This is a genomic window from Blastococcus saxobsidens, from assembly GCF_002938435.1.
In the GTDB taxonomy this organism is placed as follows: Bacteria; Actinomycetota; Actinomycetes; order Mycobacteriales; family Geodermatophilaceae; genus Blastococcus; species Blastococcus saxobsidens.
Window position 1 is genome coordinate 18350 of sequence record NZ_POQT01000008.1, and the last position, 25715, is coordinate 44064.

Below are 25715 nucleotides of genomic sequence, written 5' to 3' on the forward strand. Positions count from 1 at the left end.
CTGCTCTCGCGGTGACGTGACCGCTCGCTGTCACCCCTGCTGCAGGTGACGGCTCGTTGAACATCTCTGCGGAGCGTCGACGACATCACACCGATGCCGGGGGACCCGCACATGTTCCACGACCGACCATCGTCGGCAGCTGGCCGCGCTCACCGCACGTCTGGACGGCGACGCCATCCTCGTCCGTTGGGTAGCCACCGAGCGTCGATGGAGGCCGTGCAGATCTGTTCCTTGCCGGAGCGTGGACCATCGAGCTGGCGAAAGTTGTTTCATGGCCGAGTGCTGGCGATGGTTCATTGCACGCCGTTGTCTTTGAGCAAATCGGTTTGCCGGCGAGGTCGACGGTGCCATATCGGCGGGCGTCACGGCTTGCCGTGGCGCCGTTGGAACTCGTTGCAATCTCTGAAGGCCTGCACGCCCGAGTCTATGAGGAGGGCTCCGTGCTGGCCAGTGTCCGCAGCGCGTGCAGTTGTTCTTCTCGAAGCCAGCGGGTGGAGCGGGCAACATAATCGTCCAGCGTCATCCAGATCAGCCGGAAGGGCTGTTCCATTGCCGTGGCAAACCCCGGGTTGGCCGGTCCTTCTATGCCGACGGCCGCATGCCCCGTCAGTTCAAGTCGCAGACGAGCGTCGTCCACATCAGTCCTATTGCTGACCGCGATCACACAGACCAGCTCCTTGGCCGTTAAGAGGTCGCGCTGCCACCACGACCACACTCGCAGCCGCCCTTGGCCCGCTGGAGGCTTGCGCGGTTGTCCGTTGCAGGGTGCCAAGGCGTGCCGCGAGAGCATGCCGACTCGTCGGGACATCGGCGACGCGCTGTCGGCTCCAGGAAGGGCCCAAGCTTCGGGATGTGCGCCCGAGAACGCGTGGTCCCTGCGGTCCCGCGAGGCATCCACGGGCAGCCTGACTCCAGGCGGCCGGTCGCCGTTCTGACACCTCAATGCTGCTGTGCGTCCTGTGTCCTCGGAAACTCGGTCGCATGCTTGCTGTCTCGCGGGGACCGTTTCGGTGGTACGTCGCTCTGTCATGATGCTCGTGTCGGTCGCCGTCGGCTTCTTCTGAAGCGTCGAGTTGCGCTCTTGCCCCTGTAGGGATGCACGCGGGACCTTGCGGGCAAGCCTCTTCGCTCGCGCGTGCCCCGCGGGCGGTCTTAACGGAACCCGAAATTACCAGGCGAATATAGATGGTCGCGCGACCTTGGTTCGCTAGCTTTGATGAGCGGATGCGGGCAGATTCCACGCGAGCTAGTTGATCTGCTTGGGAGGGCGCAAATCGAAACTGAGGATGACTAACCCTACGGAGGGGGAGATGACCTCGTCTTCTAAGTAAAAAGCCATCCCGGCCGATGACAACGGCGAGTCGCTTGAGCTCCGGAGCAGCTGGGGCGGTGGCAAGAAACCGGGGAGTTGACATGGAGTCTGGGTACGCGGAGGGCGGAACTTCCACGCTGAGCACCCGCCTGATCTTGCGAATTGTGGCCGAGGAGGGCGGCGAGCAGGCGGTCGACCAGGTGCTTGAGCGGGCCGGGCTACTCGCGAAGAAGGCGCACCTGCAGAGCGCTCATGGTCGGGTGTCGTACTCCGTGATGCTCCAGCTTTTCGACGCGGTCGCCCGTGAGCTCGATGACTCGCGCCTCGGGCTGAAGCTGGGAGCAGCTGCCCTGGAGGACCCTGCGCTGGCGCCCATTCGGGCGTTGACGCGGGTGGTCGGCTCTCCTGCCGCCGTGTTTCGGCATGTATCACGGGTGTCGACCCGGCTCGACAGCACGGCTGTTACCCGCTGTGTCGCTGCGCGGGCCGGGGAGGCGGAGTTGGCATGGCGCGTCCTGCCGCCGCGGCGACCCACCCGTCTGGATTGTGACTACGCCATCGGCATGATTGAGCAGGTCCCTGTGCTCTTCGGTCTGCCGCCGGCGCGCGTCGCGCAGAAGACCTGCCAGGTGGATGGTGCACCCGAGTGCGAATACACGGTGACCTGGCGGGAGCATCGTGCCGGAGCATTGTGGCGTCGTTGGCGTGGGCTGTCGGTGGCTGCCGCGAGTCGCCAGGACGCCATCGCGCACGCCGAGGAGCGGCTGCGTGGACTCCGTTCGGCTGCGAGCGACTTGGTCAGCGGCGGCTCACTGGAGGAGACGTTGGACCGGGTCGCCGAGCGTGCCGATGGTGCCGTCCACGCCCGCGGGCACCTGCTCGATCTCCGGTTGCCGAAAGGCGTGCGCCATGTACGGTCCCGCGGGCTCGACGAATCGGTGCTGGAAACCCTCAGGGAAAGGCCGCTGGAGCCAGGAATCCGGTCCGTCGAAGGCGCGGAGGTCCTGGCAGTGGAGGTGGCCTCGGCGACCCGTCACTATGGAGTTCTCGCTGCGGTGGCCAGCCCTGGGCAGGCGTTCTTTCCGGAGGACGAGGGTCTTCTCGCGGCATACGCCCAGCACGCGGCGGTCGGCATCGAAAACTCGGTGCTGCTGACTGAGGTTCGAGAGCAGGAGGAGACCGCTCGGCTGCTCCTCACGGTCGCCCGTTCACTGGCTGGGCGCCGCACGGTCAGCGCGGTCGCGCAGTCGGTGGCCGAGGCCGTCCCGGTGCTGTCCGGCGCTGACCGCTCCGCAGTCGCGCTGTGGGAACCCGGTGTGGGCAGCATCTGGGTGCCCGGCTCGAGCGGGTGGCCGGCGGACCTCGCGGAGCGGCTGGCGCAGTACGTGGCAACCCCTGAGGAGAGTCCCGAACTGCGCGAGATGGTGGCTGCCGGTCTTCCGATGCTCGTCGACCGTGGCGGCTCGACATGGGCGCGCGACATGCTCGATGAATTCGGTGTCGAGGCCATCGGTGCGGTTCCCATCAAGGTCGATGACCAACTTGTGGGCATCGTTCTCGCCCACTGGGTGGAGACCACCCCCCCGCCCGTTCTCGGAGAGGTGCTCACCGAGCGCCTCTGGGGACTCGCGGGGCTGGCCGGAGTGGCCCTGGACAACAGTCGGCTCCTGGAGGAAATCCGGCGGCAAGACTCCCACGACGCGCTCACCGGCCTGCCGAACCGCGCTTTGTTCGAAGCCCGGTTGGAGTCCGCGCTCGGTGAGGTCGACCGGGAAGGGGTTCAGGTCGCCGTCTTCTTCTGCAATGTCAGCCGGCTCAAGCGGATCAACGACAGCCTCGGGCACCGGGCCGGAGATGAGCTGCTGCGGCAGGTCGCTGGTCGCCTGAGCGCCGCGGTGGTACGGGAAGGGGACACCGTGGCTCGCTACAGTGGCGACGAGTTCGTAGTGCTCCTTCCTGGCGTCGGAGATTCGGATGCTGAGGACGTCGCGGCCAGGGTCCGGAGCAATCTGACCGCGCCAATGCGCGTCGGTGGCGAAGACGTGTTCGTCGACCTTGCCATCGGATTCGCCGTCGCGGAGGCGGCGCCCCTCGCGAGACCACATGACCGCCGCGGGCTCAGCCAACGACTGATCGAGCGCGCGTACGAAGACATGCACCGGGTCAGGGCCGAGGCCCGCGGACTGGTGCACCTGGAACAGTCGCCGGAGCGGTTGCGAGTGGAAACGGAGCTTCGCGGCGCGGTCGGCCGCGGCGAGTTCCGAGTTCATCTCCAGCCGCAGATCGATCTGGCCAGCGGCCGAGTGGTTGCGGTGGAAGCCCTCGCGCGCTGGTATCACCCGGAGATGGGACTGGTATCTCCAGGCCTCTTCGTGCCCATCGCCGAGGACAGCGGAATGATCGAGGAGATCGGGGAGTACATCCTTCGCGAGGCCTGCCGCGTCGTCGCGGGCTGGCGTGAGCAGGGGATCGATCTGGAGTTGGCAGTGAACGTCTCGGCCGTCCAACTGAACAAGGCTGACTTCGCCGACTTGGTGCACCAAGTGCTCATGGAGTCCGGGCTGCCGTGCAACCGGTTGGTCGTAGAAGTCACGGAGAGTCAGGTGATGTCGCACGTCGCGGCAGGGGACGCCAACCTGCACCGGCTTCGGGAACTGGGTGTGGGCATCTCCGTGGACGATTTCGGGACCGGCTACTCGTCCTTGGCGCAGCTGCGTCGCTTGCCCGTGACCGAGGTGAAGGTCGATCAGGCCTTCACGGCGCAGCTCACCGACGAGGACTCCTCCGCCTTTGTGGCCGGCATCGTGGGTCTCGGGCAGGGTCTCGGGCTCCGCGTCGTAGCCGAAGGGGTGGAAACATCGGCCCAACTGGATGCGCTTCAGGGCATGGGGTGCCACCGGGCGCAGGGCTACCTCCTCGGTCGGCCGGGTGATCCGGCTGCCGTGCTCGACACCCTCCTCGCAGGGATACCGGTCCCGGTCATGGCGTAGTCGCCTGAGGGCCTGCCCCGTGCGGCCACCTACAAGGTGGGTAGCTGCACGGGGCAGCCCGTCTGCCGTCCGTCGCTGCCATAGAGAAAGCGGCCCTTCCCCTTGAGTTCGGGACGGCGGTGCCGAAAAAGCACCAGGCGTTACGTCGCCGACCGCCACCCCATGGTCACCCAGGAGCTCCGTTGTCTCTCCCTGCTCAGTTGCTGACTCGGTCGTCGGCCGATACCGCGTCGATCCTGTTGGTGGACGACGAGGTAGCGATCCTCGATGGACTGCGGCGTCAGCTGCGCAAGCGGTTCACGGTGCACACGGCCAACGGTGGTGCGGAAGCGCTCGAGCTGATGAAGGCCGAGCCGGTCTCCGTCGTGGTCTCCGACATGCGGATGCCGCAGATGAACGGGGCAACCTTCCTGTCCCACGTGCGGTCGCTCTACCCGAACGTCGTGCGGATTCTGCTGACCGGGCAGGCCGACACCCAGGCCGCCATCACGGCGGTCAATGAAGGCCAGATCTACCGGTTCCTCACCAAGCCATGCCCTCCCGAGGTGCTGCTGGAGGAGATCGGCAGCGCTGTCGAGCTCAACCGTCTCGTGACCGCCGAGAAGGAACTCATGGGCACGACCCTGCGCCGAACGGTAGAGGCGCTGACGGCCACGCTGTCCCTGGCACAGCCGGCTGCCTTCGGCCGGGCGGTCCGCATCGCGCGGACCGTCACTGAGCTCGCCGAGGCGCTCGGGGTCGAGGAGCCTTGGGAGCTCGAAGTGACGGCGATGCTGTCTCAGCTCGGCGCGGTCACGCTGCCACCGAACGTCCTGGAGAAGCTCGACACTGGCCGGCCGCTCAACGAGGACGAAGCCGAGATGGCCAATCGGGTACCCGAGGTCAGTCGCAAGCTGGTCAGCGCAATTCCTCGACTGGAGGGCGTGGCCGAGGCCATCGGCTGGCAGCGGGTCCGCTTCGACGGGCGGATGGCCCCGCCGGCTGCTCCGCGAGGTCCTGATCTTCCCCTTGGTGCCCGGATTCTGCGGGCGGCGGCGGACTTCGACCTAGGCAAGTCCCAGCGCCCCTCTGTGCAGGACACGCTGAGCGCGATGAGCAGCGACGCCGGCGCTTATGACCCGCGCGTCCTGGAGGCACTCATCGGCCTCCATGGCGGGGAGGAGCTCCATGGCGAGCCCCGCGAGATTGACATCGACGACCTGGAACCCGACATGGTGATCTTCGACGACATCCTCACCACCGACGGCGTGATGCTCATCAGCCGCGGCACGGTCGTTACCGATCCCCTGATCCTCCGCCTGGAGAACTACATCAGTCAGAACCGGGTCAACCGCCGGATGCGCGTTCAGGGGTAGCTCCTCCTACCGCCTTGGGGCGCCCTGCGCTGCTTCAGTGGCGGCTCAGCAGCAACACCCATCGCTCGGCGGACTCGACCAGACCGACAGGGACGTCCCGTGCTATCGCGGACGGCCGACCTCCAACAATCGGGGACCCCATGCATCCGTCGCATCACCAACCCCCCTTCACTTCCCAGGACAACGAGCTTCTGACGCGGCTGGCTTCGCAAGATTTCGAGTTAGCCCGCTACGCGGCGGTGCTCGCCTCGAGCGACGACTCGATCATCACGATGTCGCCGGACGGCCGGATCACTGACTGGAACGCCGCGGCTGAGCGGCTGTACGGGTATCCGCGGGAGGAGGTTCTGGGGCAGCAGCTCGACGTCCTCGTCACCAACGGCGATGGCGGCGTGCGCGCGGTGCTGGACACAGTGCTGGCGGGCGACAGGGCGACCGTCGAGACGGTGCACCTCCGATCTGACGGCGCGATGCTGCACACATCGGTGAGCCTCTCGGCCATCGTGGATGTGGACGGCCAGGTCATCGGTATAGCGGCCGTCGCCCGAGACATCAGCGACTACAAGGTGCGTGAGACCGAGCTTCATCAGGAATCCAAGCTTGAATCTCTGGGCCGGCTGTCGGCCGGTCTGGCGCATGAGATCAACACGCCAATCCAGTACGTCGGTGACAACGCCCGCTTCCTCGAGGAGGCCTACCAGGAACTCATTCGGGTGGTGGAGGTTTATCGCGGGCTGCTGGACACTTCCAACCCGATCGGTTGGGTCGAACGTCAGGAGCGGGTGCGGGAGGTCGAGGCCGGCATCGATTTTGACTACCTGGAGAAGGAAATTCCCAGCGCGGTGGAACAGACCCTGGAGGGCATCGAGCGGGTATCGCGGATCGTCCGGGCGATGAAGACCTTCAGCCACCCGGGGCATCAGGAGCAGGTGCCGGCCGACCTCAACGAGGCGGTCGCGGCCACGGTCACAGTGACACGCCACCAGATCAGCGACGTCGCCGACGTGACCATGGAGCTGGCCGACCTACCTCCGGTGTTGTGCAACATCGCCGACCTGAACCAGGTGTTTCTCAACCTCATCGTCAACGCTGCGGATGCCATCGAGGAGACCGGGCGGCGGGGTGCCATCACCGTCACGACGGCGCTCGACGGCGACGACGTCATCGTCTGTATCAGTGACACGGGCGGCGGGATCTCGGACGACGTGCGGGCGAAGATTTTCGACCCGTTCTTCACCACAAAGGATGTCGGTCGCGGCAGTGGGCAGGGACTGCCGCTTGCTCGCGGCGTCGTGCAGGAGGGCCACGGCGGCACGCTCACGCTGGAATCCGTCCTCGGGCAAGGAACCACCTTCACCGTGCGCCTACCAATCGACGGACGACCGACGGACGTGCCTGCGGAGCGCGGCGCCTGAACTTGTCGGTCTCGTGTAGTGCGGTGAGCTTGCGGCGCACCGGGCGACCGTCGAGGGCTGTGCCGCACGGGGCGCTGTCAGAGATTCCATGCGCTTCGAATCTCAAGCAGCGGCGTGCTGGTCCTGGTTGTGGTGAGCGTGCAAGCCCACGTTGGCCCGTACGCGCCGGTCAATGCCTTGGCTGGGTCAGCTCCGCCGAGCGCAGCGCGGCCTGGATCGTTTCGGCTTGACCTCGACGTGGCGGCGGCGGGCGCCGTTTGAGCGATCTTCGACCGGGGCAGCCGGGCCGCCCGATCAAGGTCCGGAGCGGTGGCCAGCAGCTCCAGGGCATCGCGAGCAGTCAGCTCATCGAAGGCCTCCAGCGCGGTGGAAAAGAACTCGCGTAACGCCGCAGGTCCGACGGGCACGTCATCCCATCAGCGGTCAGGCTCCGACCACCGGTGATCGCACGGAATGCTACCTACCGGCCACTATCGGTACCGAGCCATCCGCATCCGTATCGGCCCGGCAGGCACAGTCAGGCGATGGCGAGTGCTGTGGCCGGGGGTCCTGCAGTTGGTCCGGTGGTCGACGCCTCGGCATCCGAGCCGGCGATGAGGGCCATGATCTTCTCCGCGTCCACCGGGCGGGAGAAGAGGTAGCCCTGAGCCAGGTCGCAGCCCAGTTCGGCCAACTGCTGCTGTTGTTCGCCGGTCTCCACGCCCTCGGCGACGGTGCGCAGTCCCAGGGCTCCGGCCAGATCCACGATGGCGCGGGTGACGACGTCGGCGTTCGCGTCCCTGCCGAGGCCGTCCACGAACTCACGGGCAATCTTGAGCATGTCGAGAGGGAATCGGCACAGGTACGCCAACGACGAGTAACCGGTGCCGAAGTCATCGATGGCAATACGGACACCGAGGGCCTTGAGTCGGTTCAGGTTGGCGGCAGCGGCATCGCGGTCCTGCATGAGAACGGTCTCGGTGATCTCCAGGACCAGCCGGTGCGGTTCGAGGCCCGTGTCGGCGAGGGCCGCCCGGACGGCCTCGACGGTGCGCGCGTCAGTCACCTGGCGTGCGGAGAGGTTCACCGTGACGAGGAGATCAGTGGGATCGCTGGAGGACTGCACCCAGCGGGCGGCCTGCCAGCAGGCGTCGCGCAGCACGAACTCGCCGATCTCCATGATCAGGCCGGTTTCCTCTGCCAGGGGGATGAAGGTGTCCGGCGGGCGGTTGCCGTCGACCGGGTGCTGCCAGCGGACTAGTGCCTCTGCTCCGATGGCGCGGCCGGCGCGCAGGTCCACCAGCGGCTGGTAGGCGACGGTGAGCTCGCCGCGGTCCAGGGCGGCAGCCAGGTCGGCGGCCGGGTCCGGCCGTTCAGGGGCGGCATCGCCCAGACCGGCCTCGTAGAAGACGGAGCGCTGACGGCCGTTGCGCTTGGCCGTGTACATCGCGACGTCGGCGTGACCGATGAGAGTGGCGACGTCGGTCCCGGCGTCAGAGAAGGCGACGCCGATGCTCGCACCGATGGTGGCTTCCCGCCCCGCGCCGAGATCGATCGGAAGGTCCAGCTGGCTCCGGATGCGCTCGAGCACGCGCTCAACACCGGAACGGTCGATCGGCCCGTGCAGGAGGACGGCGAACTCATCGCCTCCCAGCCGGGCGGCAGTATCGGCCGATCGCAGGCAGCCGCCGAGCCGCTCGGAGAAGACCTGGAGCAGCACGTCACCAGCCTCGTGTCCGTAAGTGTCGTTCACGGGCTTGAAGCCGTCGAGGTCGATGTAGAGGACCGCGGGCCAGAGGCCGTTGCGGGCGGCGAGGTGAACCGCGTGCTGCGTGCGGTCGAGGAAGAGCGTGCGGTTGGGTAGCCCGGTGAGTGCATCGTGCATGGCCTGGTGGCGGAGCTTCTCCTTCAGCTCTGTCACCTGCCGCAGGTCGCTCTCCAGCCGCCCACGCTCCAGCGATGTGGCCAGGTGCCGCGCGAAGGTCTCCAGCAAGGCCAGGTCACTGCTGGCGAAGGTGGCGACGTCGCCCAGCCGGTCGCCAACCAGCAGCACGCCGTGCACCCGGTTCTCCGTCCGGAGCACCGACACCATGGCATCCTTGAGGCCTCGCTGGGCGGCGTACTGGTCCAGCCTTGACCCGCGGACTTGGCCGGTCCGCGCGGTGAGCACACCGGTAGCCGTCGCCGATTCGATCAGCCGCTGGATGTCGGCGCTGTGCGGCAAGGGCAGCAGGGCCGCCGGCTCCTGCCCATCGCGGCTGCGGCTCACCGTGGTGACGCCGTCCTCGGCGAGCAGGATCAGCTCGCCGAGCCCAGCGCGGAAGGCCCCGCGCACCGAGGTGAGGAAGTTGGTCAGCGCGGTGGAGGCGTCGTCGCTGTTGTAGAGCAGCGAGGTGGTCTCGTGCAGCAGCCGGAGGTTGTTCTGCTGCTCGCGGGCACGGGTGTAGGCCCGGTAGGCGGAGAAGAGCAGCGCGGAGGGCAGCACGAGTAGCAGTAGCGCGGCTCGGCTCTGCAGGGCCAGGTAGGCCGTGAGCTGGCCCATCGCCGCCACCCCGACGGCGAACGGCAGGGAAAGCGCGACCATGCGCGGCAGCTCACGGACGTGCAGCTCGCCCTCCGAGATGCTCAGCGCGGCGAACAGGCAGAGGTCCGCGGCGAGCGTGACGACCGCGACGGTGATCAGGGCCGCCGTCCAGCGCCACGGGCTGTTCCAGTCGGTGTCCCGCGCGAGGGTGGAGAAGACGACCACGGCCAGCGAACCGGTGAGTGCGTACTGCGCGAGGTTGAACGTGAGCTTGAGGCCGCGCTGGCGCTGGCGCAGCACCAGGTCCAGCCCGACGCCTAGGAGCTGCGTCGCGACGACCGTGGCCGGGTCGGCCAGGTAGAGCCCGGCGACCAGCACCAGGTCGGTGAGGGAGAAGCCGTGCGAATCCCGCTTGAGCTGGACCCACACCTTGAGTGCTTCGCCGGTGGCGAAGGCCGCGACCCACAGCCACCAGGGCATGCCGATCGGCGTGCCGAGGCCCGGCAGGTCACGGACGACGATGACGAACACCGTGCCCGCAGTGAGCGACATCGCCCCGACGAGCAGCGCGATGCGCCGGGTAATGGTCAGCCAGGACCACCCCCGCCGGTTCGCGGGGTGGCTGTCCGTCATCGTCGTCCTCATGTGATCAGGCCCAATCCACGCCGGACCAGAGGGCGCTGCCCCAGGTGCGGCCACCCCACGTGCGGCCGCCCCAGGTACGACCGGCCCATTCGTCGCCGCCCCAGGTGCGGCCGACCCAGGCGTCGCCGCCCCAGGTGCGGCCGCCCCACGTGCGGCCGGCCCAAGTCAGGCTCCCCCAGGTGCGACCGCCCCACGTGCGGCCGTTCCAGGTGACGCCGTCGCCAGGGGTGGTCACGAACCATTCGGTGCCGTTCCAGGCGCCGCCAGTCCACACGCCCTTCCGCAGCTCGCCGCCGGTCCACGTGGTGCGGGCAGCGGACGCTGCGGTCCAGGTAGCTGGGTCCCACGCCTGACCGCGGACGTCGATCTCGCCCTCCAGCGTGGTGCCCTCGTACTCGAGGTTGGCGGTACCGCGGGCCCCCTCGAGCGTGCCGAGACCGGTCGCCCTCGGCCACGACTGCACGGCCTGCGGCGTGGCGGCGTCGCGCGCAGCGCGCAGGTCGATGATGCCATCGCCCTGCGCGATCGGGTCGGCGACCGGCAGTCGCTGGGCGGTGCTCATGAGCAGCGCCTTGATCTGATCCGGCGTCGCCTCGGGGCGCTGCTGGATCAGCAGGGCGGCCGCGCCGGAGACGACCGCAGCCGCCTGCGAGGTGCCGCTGCCGCGGAAGAACCGCTCGCCCTGCCGCGCGTTCGGGTAGCTCTCGTCGAGGTACGAGCCCGGACTGCGCAGGCTGACGATCGAGGCGCCGGGCGCCACGACGTCGGGATTGCGGGCGCCGTCACCGGTGCTCGACCACGCCGGGACGATGTCGTCCTGCACGTCGTAGGTGCCGCGGCTGTCCGCGCCGCCGACCGCGATGACGTACGGGTCGTAGGCCGGATTGTTCAGCTGAGGCGTGCCGTACCCGCCGTTGCCGGCGGCGACGACCACGACGATGCCAGCGTGCCAGGCCTGCTCGACCGCGTAGGTCAGCGGGTCCAGCTGGTAATCCTGGACCCCGTCGGTGCCGAACGACAGGTTCAGCACCCGGATGTTCAGCCCCTTGCGGTTCTTGTTCTGGACCACCCAGTCGATCCCGGCGATCACCTGGGACACGTCGGTCGCGCCGTAGGCATCGGCGAGCTTCAGGCTGACGATGCGCGAGCCGGGGGCCATGCCGGCGAAGGTGTTCGGGTCACGGAAGGTCCGCGGGTTCGCGTTGGAGTCGCGGCCGGCGATGATGCCGGCCAGGTGGGTGCCGTGGCCGTAGGTGTCCAGGTTGGTCTGCGGACTGGCCTCGCAGCCGTCCACGTCGCAGACCTGCGCCTCGAAGGAGAGATCCGGCCCGTGAACGATCTTGTCCTTGTCGGACAGGCCCTCGACGGGGACGACGCCGGAGTCGATGAGGGCGACGTCGACGCCCTTGCCATTGATGCCCTTCTCCCACATGGCGGTGGCGCCGGTCACCTCGTGGGTGACCCGGAACATCGAGCCGGCCTGGTCCAGGACCTCCGTCGGAACCTTCGTGCCGAGCAGCTCGATCGGCGCGTCCTCGGTGACCGCAGCGATGCCGGCCGTCGAACGCAGCGCACCCAGACGGTCCGCGGGCAGCGTGGCGGTGAACCCACCGATGAGGCCAAGCGGCTCCTCGACGGTGCCGCCGAGGGCGACCACCGCGCGCTCAGGAGCGTTCCCGGCGCCCGACAACTCCTGAACGATGACCGACACCGGCGGAGCGGAGGCGTCGCTCGACGCCTGCGCCACACCAGGGCCGACCACACCCACGGCCAAGGCCGTAGCAGTCGCGAGCGTAGCGATGCGGCGTGCTTGCAGGGCCGGCGCACCGCCTGTCCCGATGAACGTGGGCGGCGTAGTTGGCGCCCGACCCCCGTTGGTCCTTCCCATATCGATCCCTCCATCTGTCAACTGCAACGGCTTCATGAACTAGTTCGGCACGCAACGTGAGCGGCTGTATGCAGTCAGGCCAGAAATGGGCGGGTTCACCCTTGGGTGGGAGTTCTGGGATCAGGTCGCAGTTACTGGCGGGATGCTCGACGCCAAACCACATGGCCACCGGCGTGGGCACTGACGCCTTGACCGCAGCCGCCCCGGCTACGGGGAGCGTGGCCGACACGGTCTCCCACAGCGAACACGGCAGTACACGCCGCGGGCGTGTCGCGGAGATGCGCGCCAGCCGCCGGATTACCCGCTCGATGGGCAGGCGGGCTCCAGTGCAGCCATCGTGCTCAGCCGCCGGGACGATGAGGCACCGAGCTCGCTGCGGGTGCTGATGACATAACCGATCCGAATGCCGATAGGCGCTGGGGGTGGGAGGCGGTACCGCATCCGGCAGGACGCCGCAGCCAGTCGTCTGTCGTGAAGGTCATGCGGCGTTGATGGACGCACGCCGGCGGGAGATCGTGCGTTTGGTGGTGGCGAGCTGTTGGGCGATGTCGCGGATGGACTTGCCGCGTTCGGTGAGGCGCCGGACGACTTCCTTCTGCTCGGCAGGAGTCAGGTGGTCGAGGCGGACGCCGTCGCCGGCCAGGGCGCGCTCGATGGCGATCTCGTCGAGGTCGTCGTCCGTCTCTGCGTGCTCAGTGTGGTGTTGAGGGTCTGGGTCGGTGTCGATGTCGTCCCAGGCCAGAGGTGGCAGCCAGCCGCGTTCGGCGGCGAAGGCACGGGCGGCGTCGGCGGCGGCGCGTTGGTCGTCGGTTGACTGCGGTGGGCGCAGGTTCCACAGCTGTTCGTAGAGGTCGTTGACGTGCTGCGCGGTCTGCGCGGTGACCGAGGCGCTCTGCATGCTGCGTCGGAGGCTGGCAGAGCTGCGGGCGAGCCGGGTGGCCAGCTCGTCGTGGGGCCATCCGACGGCGATCAGGGCCTGCAGTCGGCGACGAGTGCCCGTGGCGCCGATGTGACTGCGCGGCGCCCGGTTGGCCTGGTCGACACGGATGCGCAAGACCTGGTGGGCGGTCTCGGGCCGGACCCGCCGGATGCCCGGGTCGCCGTCGCGCCCCGGGTCGGCCAGCTCGCGGACGTGGCTGGTGGAGATGCCGGCGAGCATGGCGATCTGCTCGACGCCGATGCCGGCGGCCCGTAGCGCGCGGAGGTGCTCGCGCACCGGGGCCGCGTCCACGAACGGCCGCCATCGGCCGAAGGTCTGCGCGCGGTGCACGGCACGGCCGGCCGCGGTGTTGGCGGCAGTGCAGTCGGTGCACCGGCAGCGGTCCTTCACGTAGGCGACGCGGGTTCCGTGCACATGCCGAGCACGCGCATGAGTGCAGTCCCGCCTCACCCGACCCTGAGCGCGCTGAACACGGCGACGTGCTCGCTCGATGGCCTGCCGGTGCCTCGCACAGGAATGGCGCGCGTGGTGGACATCGGCGAGGGCGTCACTGGCGTACGTGCCGCTGTAGCCGCAGGCCGGGCAGGTCTGGGTGGCGCTCATGCCCCGCCCAATGCAGATCCGGCCACCGGCTGACCGGTGTGGCCACGACCGGGTACACCGGCCCTGGCCAGGACGTCCTGGATCCAGTCGGTGCGCAGGCTGCCGGCGTCTCCGACGTGGTCGTCGAAGGCCATGGCCGTGAACTGTTGGGCGGTGGCGGCCCACTCCCGGTCGGACAGGGGCCGCTCGAGGTGCGCTTCGACGGTGGGCCGGTCGACGTAGGCGATGCTGGCGCCGATGACGTCGGCCAGGTCGGTGAGCAGGCGGTGGGTGTCGCCGCCGTAGCAGTCGACGAGGTCCTGCAGCACGCCGCAGCAAGCAGGGGGGACGTGGGACGGTGCCGGCGCAGGGGCTGCCGCCGTCCGTCGTCCCGGCTGACCGCACATCCCTGCTCCGCTGGTGAGTAGTTGCTCTCACCGGGAGAAGGCGCTTTTCGGAGCCGTTTGGTGACACCCCGCCGAGAGTCGGGATGCGGCGGGCGCTCGATGTGTTGTGTGCCGAAGCTTCGGTTGAGGTCAGTCGCGGCACCAGGCCTTGCTGTCCCTGGAAGGCGCCGACGAGGGCTCCGTTTCTGTCGCGATCGTGACGAGGGGATGTCAGTCGCGGAAACCGGGTCAGGATCCGCTGACCGTCCAGTCGTTCGACGACCCTCGAACGCGCTCACTGAGCCGGAGAGGACTCCGTCGCCGGATAGCGATACACGGCGTGCCAGTCGTCGGTGAAACGGGTGATGTCCTCGGTGTGCACGTTGATGTACCCGCTGCGGTTGCGCAGCAGCTGAAGCATCTCCGTTTGTGGCCAGGCTATGGTGGCGAACAAGGTCGGGAAGTTGCGCCCGGACGCGTCGGCGTAGGCGAACACCGTGTCGGGGTCGTTGGCGTCGGGTCGCCGTCCGGTGAACTTGACGGCCAGGTCCAGGTCTCCGAGTTCGACGGCGTCAGGGCGCAAGTAGGAGCCGAACACTGCAATCTCTGTGATGACATAGAGCTTGCCGTCGTCGGCGTTGTAGTCGGCCGCGCGCTCGAGGACCCCGGCGAGTAGCTTCTCGGCTCGGGTGCGGGAGATGGGTTTGAGGAACGACGCCATCGTCAGCGCGCCGCCGGTGATGGTCGTGTTCCACTCCACATGGCCGCCGTCGCCGCCGTCGCGTCGCTGGAGGTAGGCGGCGTCGGCGAGATGGTCGAGCATGACGGCGAGCTCTTCTGCTGGCACGTGCACCTTGTCGGCGATCGCGGCGGTCGAGCTCCAGTAGTCGTGGCAGGCGCGAGCGATGTTTCGTGCCGTCTCGGGGTCGACCCCGGCGACGGGGGTCCCACGCTGCAACCTCATGCCCGGAGTCTGCCCGTTTCTCCGGGGCACCCCACACTTCCTCGCCTGGACCCACCTTGTGAGTGACAGCCGCAGACGGTCCCCGGGGACCGCTGTGAGACGCGTAGCCGCACGGACGCGACGGTGCCGGTGGGGCGGGTGTGGCGAACTCCCCGAAACTGTCGCTGCCGTCCGGCAGGCTGAGACCTGGAACGCAGCACACCCCGGTCGCCGACCGAGGAGGTCGCGTACCCGGGTGCCGTCTACATGGGGTGTAGGGGCAGCACGGTAGCACCGGCGTTCCGGACGGCGGGAGCCCCTTCCGCCGCAGGAAGGAGACGCCATGCCACAGGCTGCACACCCATCCCTGGAGACCATCCTCGAGCAGGCCCGGCGCCGCATCGAGGTGACCGACGACGAGCTCGCCGAGGCCCGGCGACGACGCGAGGCGATCGCCAACGCGCTGCTCCGCGAGTTCCCCGGCTCTCGGGTGTACTTCAACGGCAGCGTCGCGCACGGCGACGCGCTCACCCCGCTGACCGACATCGACCTCGGCATCGTCATCGCCGAGGCCCTGCGAACGCACGGGCCGGACAAGCGGGGCCCGAAGGACCTGATGGAGCGCGCCGCGGCGGCCATCCGGCGGGAGCTCAAAGGCGCCTACCCCAAGCTCACCGTCCGGACCGAGGGCTGCAAGCGGGCGGTGCTCGTCCGGTTCGGTGACCCCGTGCACGCCGGCGAGAAGGACTTCACCGCCGACGTCATCTGCGCGCTGGACAACCTCGGGGCGGCGGGTCTGTTCATCCCGAAGATGCCGACCTGGGACCGGTCGCACCCGGAGGCGCACACCGCGATGGTTCTCCAGGCCATCGAGGACACCGCAGTGGCCTTCGCCCGCATCGTGCGGCTGCTCAAGCACTGGAACCGTCGCAACGGCAAGCCGCTGTGCTCGTGGAACATCAAGGCTCTGGCGCTGGGCTGCATCCAGCAGCCGACGTCCCTGCTCTCCGGCATAGCCACCTGGTTCCAGTACGCCGCCGACGAACTGGACAAGGGCGAGACCCGCGATCCCGCCCGCGTCGCCGAGAAGCCCATCAAGCCCAACAAGCCCCGACTGGAGGTCGTTACCGCCCTGCGCAAGGCCGGCAAGCGGGTCGACGAGGCCACCCGGCTCGAGCGGGACGGTTACCCGCAGCTCGCCCACGATGAGCTGGCCAAGCTGTTCAACGACGAGGAGATGCTGCCCCGCCCGGACCAGACGGCGGTTGTCCTGGAGGAGGCCCGCCGCTTCCGCGCTGGCCGGACCAGCGGCATCACCACCGGGACGGGCGCCGGCGCACAGCGCACGCGGATCCCGGCGAAGAGCTGGGCGCCGTGAGCACCGGCCTTCCCGCCGCGGCAGCCGCGGCGGGAAGGCCGGACACCGCCTGGTACGGCATGCAGCCGTGGTGGCAGATTCCCGTGGAGGGCGCCGCACGTCGCGAGCACGGCCGGGAGCTGCGTGCGACCGTCGAACGAGACCTGCTCAGCTACCGGGTGCCGCTGGAGGTGCGTGGACGCCGGAATCCCGTGCGGGTCACCGTCTACTTCTTCGCGCAGCCGACCTACGCCTGCTGGGGGTTGTCGCCCGAGGAGTACCCGCGCGTCTTCGCCGACCCGGGTAGGCCGTCCCCGCACCGCATGCCCGACGACGACGCGCTCTGCCTGTACTACCCGTGGTCACCACCCGAGCAGCGCTGGCGGCCGCAGGACGGTCTGCTAGCACTGCTCGACCTGACCCGTGACCACCTGTTCTTCGAGGACCACTGGTGGGCCACCGGTGGCCGGCGTGACGGCGAGTGGCTCGGCGACGAGCAGCCGCACGGCTTCCCCAGGCGGGCCGCGTGACAGCGTTCCTGGCCGCGGCGGCCGGCGCGGCCGCACAGGGGACGTGGGAGCGGCTGCTGGGCCACCTCGACGGCGGCGACCTCGCCACCGCCCTCATCAGCGTGCTCGGTGTCATGGGGGCCGCGGCGGTTGCCGCCATCGTCGCGGTGAAGGCCTACAAGACCCAGCAGAGGGAGGCCCGCCGCCAGCAGCGGGCGACGTTCTATGCCGAGGCCGTACGGGCGGTGGAGGACTACCTGGAGGCCCCGTACCGCATCCGCCGCCGCGACGGCTCCGCCGCGGCACGGCGCGAGCTCACCCAGCACGTCAGCGACGTGAAGTCGCGCATCAGCTTCTACACGGCCTGGATGGCTATCCACGGCACCGACGCCGTCGCCGGGGCCTACGACGCGTTCGTGCGGGCCGCGCGGACCGAAGCCGGTCAGCAGATGACCGCGGCCTGGCGGAGCAGGCCGACGAAGAAGGACCGTGACGTCCCCATCGGGTCCCCTTTACCCCGGGCGGTAAGTGACGCCGCTCGAGCCACGCTGCTCACCGCGATGGAGGTCGACCTCGACTGTTAGAGCCAGGCGTCGTGTTCTGACACCACTGCTGCGCGACACCGCACAGCGAGGACCGACGTGTGCCCATCGGCCAGCTCCTGGTTCGCCCGCGAGAGCGGTTCGCTCATGCGGACGACGAGCGTTCCCGGCTCGGGACGCCCCTGGCCGACGCTGCGGTCAGCCGGCGAGCCGAGTTCGCCGCCGACCGGTCCGCCGCCGATCACGGCCTCTCGCTGGAGTTGGCGCCGCACTCCACCCTGGACGGCGGCCGGAGCGCGGTCTCCGGGTAGTCGCGGCAGCTCCTGGCATCCCACCCGACCTTCGACCAGCGGATCAGCGCGCTCCTGAGGGGCGACGGTGGACTCGATGCTCGACCCGAGGGCGCCGTCGTCGTGCGACCTCCTGCCTCATGTCCAGCTGGCTGAGACGCCAGTCGCGGTAGGGCGCCAGCAAGGCCGAAACGGATCAGCCGGGGCATCCGGGCGGGCCGCGAAACTTCCGCCCGGGAGGAGGTGGCGGGTGATCGTCGCTACCGCCGGGCCGGCGACAGGGACTCTTTAGGCACCCAATACTCCCGCGACCAGCCGTCGCGGGCCGTCGCAGTTAGCGCCTCGCACTGGCTCTGACCTGCGTACTCAACGCGGGCCAACGCGAGCAAGCGCCTCAAGATCAAATCGCAGGGTTATTGGTTCGAGTCCAATCGGGGGAGCCTCCAGGCCCCTGACCAGCGAAGACGCCGGTCAGGGGCCGTCGTCGTGGTTCAGGCGCGGCGGAGCCGGTCCGCCCACGGCGATGAGGGTGCTCACCCGTCGAACACCACCACGGAGCGCAGGACCTCGCCGGCGTGCATCTTGGAGAAGGCGGCCTCGACGTCGTCCAGGCCGATGGTCTCGGAGACGAAGGCGTCGAGGTCGAAGCGGCCCTGCAGGTAGAGGTCCACGAGCATCGGGAAGTCCCGGCTGGGCAGGCAGTCGCCGTACCAGGAGGACTTCACCGCCCCACCACGGCCGAAGACCTCGATCGCCGGCAGGGTGATCTCCATGCCCGGTGTCGGGACGCCGACCATCACCACCCGCCCGGCCAGGTCGCGGGCGTAGAAGGCCTGCTCGAACACCTTGGGGTGGCCGACGGCGTCGATCGCCACGTCGACCCCGAACCCGCCGGTGAGCGCCTTGATCGCCTCGACCGGGTCGGTGCCGGCGGAGTTGACCGTGTGCGTGGCACCGAACTTCTTGGCCCACTGGAGCTTGGTGTCGGAGATGTCGACGGCGATGATCGTGCTCGCCCCGGCCAGCTTCGCCCCGGCGATCGCGGCATCCCCGACACCGCCGCAGCCGAACACCGCCACGGTCTCCCCGCGCTGCACCGCCCCGGTGTTGATGGCCGCACCCACCCCGGCCATCACCCCGCAGCCCAGCAGTCCGGCCGACGCCGGCGGCGCGGCCGGGTCGACCTTGGTGCACTGCCCGGAGTGCACCAGCGTCTTCTCCGCGAACGCGCCGATGCCCAGCGCCGGGGACAGCTCGGTGCCGTCGGCCAGCGTCATCTTCTGCGCGGCGTTGTGGGTGTTGAAGCAGTACTGCAGCTGGCCCTTGCGGCAGGCCCGGCACTCCCCGCACACCGCGCGCCAGTTCAGCACCACGTAGTCACCGACGGCGACGTTGGTGACCCCCTCGCCGACCGCGGACACCACACCGGCCGCCTCGTGGCCGAGCAGGAACGGGAACTCGTCGTTGATCCCGCCCTCGCGGTAGTGCAGGTCGGTGTGGCAGACCCCACAGGCCTGCACGTCCACGACCGCCTCACCCGGACCCGGATCGGGCACCACGATCGTCTCCACGCTGACCGGCCGACCCTTGCCGCGGGCGACCACGCCACGCACCTCGTATGCCATCTGTCCGTCCTTTCTGCTGGGGCCTTGACCCGCTCCGCACCGGAACCTACTGTCAGCACGACTGATATACCAGTCCTCTGCTCAGTGGTCTTCCAAAGGGGAACCGATGTCCGTCCTCGCCGACCCGCCCCAGGCCGAACCGGCCACCAGCGACACGGTGCTGTCCCGGTCGCTCGCCGAGACCGACCCCGAGGTGGCCGCCGCGATCGCCGCCGAGCTCCGCCGGCAGCAGACCACCCTGGAGATGATCGCCAGCGAGAACTTCGCGCCGGTGGCCGTCATGCAGGCCCAGGGGTCGGTCCTCACCAACAAGTACGCCGAGGGCTACCCCGGTCGGCGCTACTACGGCGGCTGCGAGCACGTCGACGTCATCGAGCAGCTGGCGATCGACCGCCTGAAGGACCTCTTCGGCGCGGAGTACGCCAACGTCCAGCCGCACTCCGGCGCGCAGGCCAACGCGGCCGCGATGGCCGCGCTGCTCCAGCCCGGGGACACGATCCTCGGCCTGGACCTGGCGCACGGCGGCCACCTGACCCACGGGATGAAGCTCAACTTCTCCGGCAAGCTGTACGACGTCGCCGCCTACCACGTCGACCGCGAGAGCCACCTGGTCGACATGGCCGAGGTGGAGCGACTGGCGCACGAGCGGCGGCCCAAGCTCGTCGTCGCCGGCTGGTCGGCCTACCCACGGCAGCTGGACTTCGCGGAGTTCCGGCGGATCGCCGACGAGGTGGGCGCCTACCTGATGGTCGACATGGCGCACTTCGCCGGCCTCGTCGCCACGGGCCTGCACCCCTCCCCGGTGCCGCACGCGCACGTGGTCACCTCCACGACGCACAAGACCCTCGGCGGCCCGCGCGGCGGCGTCATCCTCGCCACCGCGGAGCTGGGCAAGAAGTTCAACTCGGCGGTGTTCCCCGGGCAGCAGGGCGGACCGCTCGAGCACGTGATCGCGGGGAAGGCCGTCGCGTTCAAGCTGGCCGCCGAGCCGGCCTTCCGCGAGCGGCAGGAGCGCACCCTCGACGGGGCCCGGATCCTCGCCGACCGGCTGCTCGCCGCGGACTGCCGCGAGGCGGGCGTGAGCGTCGTCAGCGGCGGCACCGACGTCCACCTGGTGCTGGTCGACCTGCGCGACTCCGTCCTGGACGGCAAGCAGGCCGAGGACCGCCTCCACGCCATCGGCATCACGGTCAACCGCAACGCGGTGCCCTTCGACCCGCGTCCGCCCATGGTCAGCTCGGGTGTCCGCATCGGCACCCCGGCCCTGGCCGCACGGGGCTTCGGCCGCGAGGACTTCACCGAGGTCGCCGACATCATCGCCACGGCGCTGCACCCGGCGGTGGGCGACGACGGGCTGGCCGAGCTCCGCGAGCGGGTCACCCGCCTCGCCGACCGGCACCCCCTGTACCCCGCGCTGGACGGAGCCGCCCGATGACCGGTGACATCACCCGCCCGCGCACCCCCGGGGCCGACCTGCCCGACCACCCGGACTTCCTCTGGCGCAACCCCGAGCCGAAGAAGTCCTACGACGTCGTCATCGTCGGCGGCGGCGGGCACGGCCTGGCCACCGCGCACTACCTGGCCAAGAACCACGGCATCACGAACGTGGCGGTCCTGGAGAAGGGGTGGCTCGCGGGCGGCAACATGGCCCGCAACACCACGATCATCCGGTCGAACTACCTGTGGGACGAGAGCTCGGCGATCTACGAGCACTCCCTGAAGCTGTGGGAGGGGCTCGAGGAGGACCTCGGCTACCCGATCCTGTTCAGCCAGCGCGGCGTGCTCAACCTCGCGCACACCCTGCAGGACGTCCGCGACAGCATCCGCCGGGTCGAGGCCAACAAGCTCAACGGGGTCGACGCGGAGTGGGTCGAGCCCGACGAGGTCCGCAAGATCTGCCCGATCGTCAACACCTCGGCCGACATCCGCTACCCGGTCATGGGCGCGACCTACCAGCCGCGGGCGGGCATCGCCAAGCACGACTACGTGGCGTGGGGCTTCGCCCGCCGGGCCGACGAGGCCGGCATCGACCTCATCCAGGACTGCGAGGTCACGGGGTTCACCACCGACGGGAACCGGGTGACCGGCGTGCAGACCAGCCGCGGCACCATCGCCGCCGGCACGGTCGCACTCTGCGCCGCCGGGCACACCTCCGTCCTCACCGACATGCTCGGCTTCCGGGTGCCCGTGCAGAGCCACCCGCTGCAGGCCCTGGTCTCCGAGCTGCTGGAGCCGGTGCACCCGACGGTCGTCATGTCCAACGCGGTGCACGTGTACGTCTCCCAGGCGCACAAGGGCGAGCTGGTCATGGGCGCCGGTGTCGACTCCTACAACGGCTACGGCCAGCGGGGCGCCTTCCACATCATCGAGCGGCAGATGGCGGCGGCCGTCGAGCTGTTCCCCGTCTTCGCCCGGGCGCACCTGCTGCGCACCTGGGGCGGGATCGTGGACACCAGCCCCGACGCCTCGCCCATCGTGGGGCGGACGCCGTACGACAACGTCTACCTCAACTGCGGCTGGGGCACCGGCGGCTTCAAGGCCACGCCCGGCATCGGCGACGCCATGGCCCACACCATCGCCCACGGCGAGCCGCACCCCTACGTCGCGCCCTTCGCCCTCGACCGCTTCGTCAGCGGCGCGCTCGTGGACGAGCACGGCGCCGCAGCCGTCGCCCACTGACGCCGCCCACCGACCGCAGGAGTTCCCCGTGCAGCTCATCGAATGCCCCTGGTGCGGTCCTCGCGAGGAGGTCGAGTTCCACTACGGCGGCCAGGCGCACGTCGCCTACCCAGAGGACCCCGCGGCCCTGGACGACGAGCAGTGGGCCCACTACGTCTTCTACCGCGACAACCCCAAGGGCCGGTTCGCCGAGCGGTGGAGCCATGCGGCCGGCTGCCGGCGCTGGTTCAACGCCGTGCGCGACACCGCCACCTACCGCTTCGAGAGCGTCTACCACCCCGACCAGCCCAAGCCGGTGATCCCGTGAGCAGCTCGTTCCGCACCCCCGACGGTGGCCGCATCGACCGCAGCACCACCCTGGAGTTCGTCTTCGACGGCCAGTCCTACGCCGGGCACGCCGGGGACACCCTCGCCTCGGCGCTGCTGGCCTCCGGACGCCACTCGATCGCCACCAGCGTGAAGCTGGGACGCCCACGCGGCATCGCCGCCGCGTGGGCGGAGGACCCCAGCGGCCTGGTGCAGATCGAGGAGCCGTTCCCGGAGCCGATGCTGCTGGCCACCACCGTCGAGCTGTACGACGGCCTCGCTGCCCACGGGCTGCCCGGCCAGGGCCGGCTCGCCGACGTGCCGGACTCCGCCCGCTACGACGCGATGCACGCCCACGTCGACGTGCTCGTCGTCGGCGCCGGGCCCGCCGGGCTGGCCGCCGCGCTCACCGCCGCCCGGGCCGGTGCACGGGTGGCCCTCGTCGACGAGCAGGCCGAGGCCGGCGGTGCGCTGCTGGGCAGCGACGACCGGCTCGACGGTTCACCGGCAGCGGACTGGGTGGCCTCCGCCGTCGTGGAGCTCGCCGCCCACCCGGAGGTCCTCCACCTGCAGCGGACCACGGCCTTCGGGCTCTACGACGACGGCTTCGTGCTCGCCCTGCAGCGGCGCACCGACCACCTCGGGGGAGCGGCGCCCCGGCACGAGGCCCGGCAGCGCGTGTGGCGCATCCGCGCCCGCCAGATCGTCGTGGCGGCCGGCGCCCACGAGCGGCCGGTGGTCTTCGCCGACAACGACCGGCCCGGCATCATGCTCGCCGGCGGTGCGCGCACCTTCCTGCACCGATACGGGGTGCGGGCCGGCAGCGAGGCCGTCGTCTTCACCACCAACGACAGCGCCTACGCCGCGGCGGTCGACCTCGCGGACGCCGGCGTGCGCGTCGCCGCCGTCGTCGATGCCCGCCCCGAGGCTCCCGGTCACTGGCTGGCCGCCTGCGCGGACCGCGGCATCCCGGTCCGCTCCGGCAGCGTGGTCACCGGCACCGACGGGGACGAGCGGGTCGCGGCCGCCCACGTCGCACCTCTCGCCGACGGCCGGCCCGGCGACGCGGAGCCGATCGCCTGCGACCTGCTGCTGGTCAGCGGGGGCTGGAACCCCGCCGTCCACCTCTTCAGCCAGGCCCGGGGCACGCTGCGCTTCGACGCCGCCCTGGGCGCCTTCCTGCCCGCCGAGGAGCTCGACGGCGTCGCCGTCGCCGGTTCGGCGGCCGGCGTCATGGACCTCGCGGGGTGCCTGGCCGACGGTCGGCGCGTGGGCGCCGCTGCCCTCGCCGCGCTGGCCGTCGGTGCGCCGGCGGAACCCGCCCTGCCCGCCGCGGACGACGCGCCGGCCGGGCTGGGCCCGATGACGCTCTGGCGGGTCCCGGACGGCGGCGACGGGAGCACCTCCTTCGTCGACCTGCAGCGCGACGCCACCGTCGCCGACCTGGCCCGTGCGGCCGGCGCCGGGCTGCGGTCGATGGAGCACGTCAAGCGGTTCACCACCATCGGGACGGCGCACGACCAGGGCAAGACCTCCGGCGTCCTCGCCTCCGGGATCACCGCCGAGCTGCTCGGCATCCCGATCCAGGCCACCGGGACCACGACCTTCCGCCCGCCCTACACGCCCGTGGCGTTCGCCGCGCTCGCCGGCCGCGACCGCGGCCGGTTGTTCGACCCTGAGCGGACCACCGCGGTGCACGACTGGCACGTCGCCGAGGGGGCGGTCTTCGAGGACGTCGGCCAGTGGAAGCGGCCGCGGTACTACCCGCGCGCCGGTGAGGACATGGAGGCCGCCGTCCTGCGCGAGTGCGCCGCCACCCGCTCCGGGGTGGGGATCCTGGACGGCTCGACCCTGGGGAAGATCGACGTCCAGGGCCCCGACGCCGCGGTGCTGCTGGACCGGCTCTACACGAACCTGATGAGCAGCCTCAAGGTCGGCTCGGTGCGCTACGGCGTCATGTGCGGCGTCGACGGCATGGTGATCGACGACGGCACCGTGCTGCGCCTGGCCGAGGACCGCTTCCTCGTGCTCACGACCACCGGCGGGGCCGCGAAGATCCTCGACTGGATGGAGGAGTGGGTCCAGACCGAGTGGCCGGAGCTGCGGGTGCACCTGGCCTCGGTCACCGAGCAGTGGTCGACCTTCCCCGTCGTGGGGCCCCGCTCGCGGGACGTCATCGGCGCCGTGTTCGGCGACGTCGACGTCTCCAACGAGGCCTTTCCGTTCATGACGTGGCGGGACACCACCCTCGGGGGCGTGCCGGTCCGCCTGGCCCGGATCAGCTTCTCCGGCGAGCTGGCCTACGAGGTGTACGTGAGCTCCTGGTACGCCCTCGCCGTCTGGGAGCGGCTGGTGGAGGCCGGCCGCCCGCACGGGATCACGCCGTACGGCACCGAGACCATGCACGTGCTGCGGGCCGAGAAGGGCTACCCGATCATCGGGCAGGACACCGACGGCACCGTCACCCCCCACGACCTGGGCATGGCGTGGGCGGTCTCCAAGAAGAAGCCGGACTTCGTCGGCAAGCGGTCGTTCTCGAGGCCGGCCAACCAGAACCCCCTCCGCAAGCAGCTGGTGGGGCTGCTCCCGGTGGACCGGGAGACCGTGCTGCCGGAGGGCTCCCAGATCGTGGAGTTCCGCGACGACGGCCGGCTGCCGGCCCCGCCGGTGCCGATGCTCGGCCACGTCACCTCGAGCTACCGCAGCGCCGAGCTCGGCCGCCCGTTCGCGCTCGCCCTGGTCAAGGGCGGCCGTGCGCGGATCGGCGACACCGTGCACGTCCCCGTCGGCGGGACGCTCGTCCCGGTCGAGGTCACCGGCTCGGTGCTGGTCGACCCGGAAGGAGCCCGTCGTGATGGCTGAGCAGCTCTCCCGCACCCACCCGCTCGAGGCCTGGCTGCCCGCCTTCGCCGAGCTGAGCGGCGCCGTCCGGATCAGCGCGGAACCGTTCGTCCCGATGACCGTGCTGCGTGCCGACCCGGCCACCGCCGGGGACGTCCGGATCCGGGGGGCGGCGCTGCCCACCGCGCCTGGATCGTGGGCATCCGCCGGTGCCGGGTGGCTGATCTGGCTGGGCCCGGACGAGTGGCTGCTCACCGGCCCCGGCGCCGCGCCGGAGGCGCTGGAGGAGGAGCTGCGCACCCTGCTGCGGCCCGTGGGCGGTTCGGCGGCCGACGTCTCCGCGCAGCGGATCGGAATCCGCCTCGGCGGTCCCCGGGCCCGTCAGGTGCTCGCCAAGGGCTGCTCGATCGACCTCCACCCCCGGGTGTTCACCCCCGGGCAGAGCGCGCAGACCACCCTCGGGCAGGCCGGGGTGCTGCTGCTCGCGCTCGGCGAGGACGAGTTCGCCGTCCTCGTCCGCTCGTCCTTCGGCGGATACCTCGCCTCCTGGCTGCTCGACGCGAGCCTCGAGTACGCCGCCCCCGCCCTGACCTCCTGAGAGGAACCC

19 protein-coding genes are annotated in these 25715 nt (G+C 70.1%); 12 read left to right on the forward strand and 7 right to left on the reverse strand.

Annotated features, from left to right (window positions below; translation table 11 throughout):
• Nucleotides 1-424: 424 nt before the first annotated feature.
• Complete coding sequence (locus C5507_RS22165) at nt 425-664, reverse strand: hypothetical protein (RefSeq protein WP_130504154.1); 240 nt, start codon at nt 662-664, stop codon at nt 425-427.
• A 749-nt stretch (nt 665-1413) separates the two neighbouring features.
• On the opposite strand from C5507_RS22165, the gene C5507_RS06930 reads away from it, so the two are divergent.
• The 3 genes from C5507_RS06930 to C5507_RS06940 all read left to right on the forward strand — a co-directional run bounded on the left by C5507_RS06930 (nt 1414) and on the right by C5507_RS06940 (nt 7072).
• Nucleotides 1414-4302 carry a putative bifunctional diguanylate cyclase/phosphodiesterase gene (locus tag C5507_RS06930; protein WP_158657532.1) on the forward strand — a complete coding sequence of 963 codons (2889 nt, stop codon included), beginning with the start codon at nt 1414-1416 and terminating at the stop codon, nt 4300-4302.
• Nucleotides 4303-4484: 182 nt separating this feature from the next.
• Complete coding sequence (locus C5507_RS06935) at nt 4485-5657, forward strand: HD domain-containing phosphohydrolase (RefSeq protein ID WP_130504155.1); 1173 nt, start codon at nt 4485-4487, stop codon at nt 5655-5657.
• 140 nt (nt 5658-5797) lie between these two features.
• Nucleotides 5798-7072, forward strand: a complete 1275-nt coding sequence (locus tag C5507_RS06940) for a two-component system sensor histidine kinase NtrB (protein ID WP_104527804.1) — start codon at nt 5798-5800, stop codon at nt 7070-7072.
• Between the two features lie 517 nt (nt 7073-7589).
• On the opposite strand, the gene C5507_RS06945 is transcribed toward C5507_RS06940, so the two are convergent.
• The 5 genes from C5507_RS06945 to C5507_RS06965 all read right to left on the reverse strand — a co-directional run bounded on the left by C5507_RS06945 (nt 7590) and on the right by C5507_RS06965 (nt 14980).
• Nucleotides 7590-10127, reverse strand: coding sequence for a putative bifunctional diguanylate cyclase/phosphodiesterase (locus tag C5507_RS06945; protein WP_130504156.1), 2538 nt, complete (start codon nt 10125-10127; stop codon nt 7590-7592).
• Nucleotides 10128-10224: 97 nt separating this feature from the next.
• Nucleotides 10225-11931, reverse strand: coding sequence for a S8 family serine peptidase (locus tag C5507_RS06950; protein WP_158657533.1), 1707 nt, complete (start codon nt 11929-11931; stop codon nt 10225-10227).
• A 655-nt stretch (nt 11932-12586) separates the two neighbouring features.
• The gene (locus C5507_RS06955) at nt 12587-13651 is read right to left on the reverse strand and encodes a helix-turn-helix domain-containing protein (protein ID WP_104527807.1); all 1065 of its coding nucleotides are present in this window, start codon (nt 13649-13651) and stop codon (nt 12587-12589) included.
• The gene (locus tag C5507_RS06960) at nt 13648-13959 is read right to left on the reverse strand and encodes a hypothetical protein (RefSeq protein WP_104527808.1); all 312 of its coding nucleotides are present in this window, start codon (nt 13957-13959) and stop codon (nt 13648-13650) included. Before C5507_RS06960 ends, C5507_RS06955 begins: the two co-directional genes overlap by 4 nt.
• 352 nt (nt 13960-14311) lie before the next feature.
• Nucleotides 14312-14980: a hypothetical protein gene (locus C5507_RS06965; RefSeq protein WP_207225659.1), complete on the reverse strand. Its 669-nt coding sequence runs from the start codon at nt 14978-14980 to the stop codon at nt 14312-14314.
• A gap of 322 nt (nt 14981-15302) precedes the next feature.
• Here C5507_RS06965 and C5507_RS06970 point away from each other — a divergent pair, with 322 nt between their 5' ends.
• From C5507_RS06970 to C5507_RS06985, 4 genes are read left to right on the forward strand one after another with little or no spacing between them, the layout of a single operon-like run.
• A complete protein-coding gene (locus tag C5507_RS06970) occupies nt 15303-16337 on the forward strand; it encodes a nucleotidyltransferase family protein (protein WP_104527809.1) in 1035 nt (344 codons plus the stop codon).
• A complete protein-coding gene (locus tag C5507_RS06975) occupies nt 16334-16846 on the forward strand; it encodes a hypothetical protein (protein ID WP_207225660.1) in 513 nt (170 codons plus the stop codon). Before C5507_RS06970 ends, C5507_RS06975 begins: the two co-directional genes overlap by 4 nt.
• On the forward strand, nt 16843-17409 hold the full coding sequence (locus tag C5507_RS06980) for a hypothetical protein (protein ID WP_104527810.1): 567 nt from the start codon (nt 16843-16845) through the stop codon (nt 17407-17409). Before C5507_RS06975 ends, C5507_RS06980 begins: the two co-directional genes overlap by 4 nt.
• 59 nt (nt 17410-17468) lie before the next feature.
• Nucleotides 17469-17678 (forward strand): hypothetical protein, encoded by a 210-nt coding sequence (locus tag C5507_RS06985; RefSeq protein ID WP_104527811.1) that lies wholly within the window; start codon nt 17469-17471, stop codon nt 17676-17678.
• A gap of 512 nt (nt 17679-18190) precedes the next feature.
• Here C5507_RS06985 and C5507_RS06990 read toward each other — a convergent pair.
• A complete protein-coding gene (locus C5507_RS06990; protein WP_104527812.1) occupies nt 18191-19282 on the reverse strand; it encodes an S-(hydroxymethyl)mycothiol dehydrogenase in 1092 nt (363 codons plus the stop codon).
• A 106-nt stretch (nt 19283-19388) separates the two neighbouring features.
• On the opposite strand from C5507_RS06990, the gene glyA reads away from it, so the two are divergent.
• The 5 genes from glyA to C5507_RS07015 are packed head-to-tail and all read left to right on the forward strand — an operon-like array spanning nt 19389 to nt 25706.
• Nucleotides 19389-20717: a serine hydroxymethyltransferase gene (gene glyA, locus C5507_RS06995; RefSeq protein WP_104527813.1), complete on the forward strand. Its 1329-nt coding sequence runs from the start codon at nt 19389-19391 to the stop codon at nt 20715-20717.
• Nucleotides 20714-21961, forward strand: coding sequence for a sarcosine oxidase subunit beta family protein (locus C5507_RS07000; RefSeq protein ID WP_207225661.1), 1248 nt, complete (start codon nt 20714-20716; stop codon nt 21959-21961). Before glyA ends, C5507_RS07000 begins: the two co-directional genes overlap by 4 nt.
• A 28-nt stretch (nt 21962-21989) precedes the next feature.
• Nucleotides 21990-22268 (forward strand): sarcosine oxidase subunit delta, encoded by a 279-nt coding sequence (locus C5507_RS07005; protein ID WP_104527814.1) that lies wholly within the window; start codon nt 21990-21992, stop codon nt 22266-22268.
• Nucleotides 22265-25129 (forward strand): 2Fe-2S iron-sulfur cluster-binding protein, encoded by a 2865-nt coding sequence (locus C5507_RS07010; RefSeq protein WP_104527815.1) that lies wholly within the window; start codon nt 22265-22267, stop codon nt 25127-25129. Before C5507_RS07005 ends, C5507_RS07010 begins: the two co-directional genes overlap by 4 nt.
• Entirely contained in the window at nt 25122-25706 is a 585-nt protein-coding gene (locus C5507_RS07015; protein ID WP_104527914.1) for a sarcosine oxidase subunit gamma, read from the forward strand. Before C5507_RS07010 ends, C5507_RS07015 begins: the two co-directional genes overlap by 8 nt.
• Nucleotides 25707-25715 lie beyond the last annotated feature (9 nt).

Excerpts from the sequence above, each read along its gene's own strand:
- C5507_RS06930 (WP_158657532.1), top strand. The coding sequence starts at position 1,414 with ATGGAGTCTGGGTACGCGGAGGGCGGAACTTCCACGCTGAGCACCCGC.
- C5507_RS06940 (WP_104527804.1), top strand. The coding sequence starts at position 5,798 with ATGCATCCGTCGCATCACCAACCCCCCTTCACTTCCCAGGACAACGAG.
- C5507_RS06945 (WP_130504156.1), bottom strand. The coding sequence starts at position 10,127 with ATGTCGCTCACTGCGGGCACGGTGTTCGTCATCGTCGTCCGTGACCTG.
- C5507_RS06955 (WP_104527807.1), bottom strand. The coding sequence starts at position 13,651 with ATGAGCGCCACCCAGACCTGCCCGGCCTGCGGCTACAGCGGCACGTAC.
- C5507_RS06965 (WP_207225659.1), bottom strand. The coding sequence starts at position 14,980 with ATGAGGTTGCAGCGTGGGACCCCCGTCGCCGGGGTCGACCCCGAGACG.
- C5507_RS06970 (WP_104527809.1), top strand. The coding sequence starts at position 15,303 with ATGCCACAGGCTGCACACCCATCCCTGGAGACCATCCTCGAGCAGGCC.
- C5507_RS06990 (WP_104527812.1), bottom strand. The coding sequence starts at position 19,282 with ATGGCATACGAGGTGCGTGGCGTGGTCGCCCGCGGCAAGGGTCGGCCG.
- glyA (WP_104527813.1), top strand. The coding sequence starts at position 19,389 with ATGTCCGTCCTCGCCGACCCGCCCCAGGCCGAACCGGCCACCAGCGAC.
- C5507_RS07000 (WP_207225661.1), top strand. The coding sequence starts at position 20,714 with ATGACCGGTGACATCACCCGCCCGCGCACCCCCGGGGCCGACCTGCCC.
- C5507_RS07015 (WP_104527914.1), top strand. The coding sequence starts at position 25,122 with ATGGCTGAGCAGCTCTCCCGCACCCACCCGCTCGAGGCCTGGCTGCCC.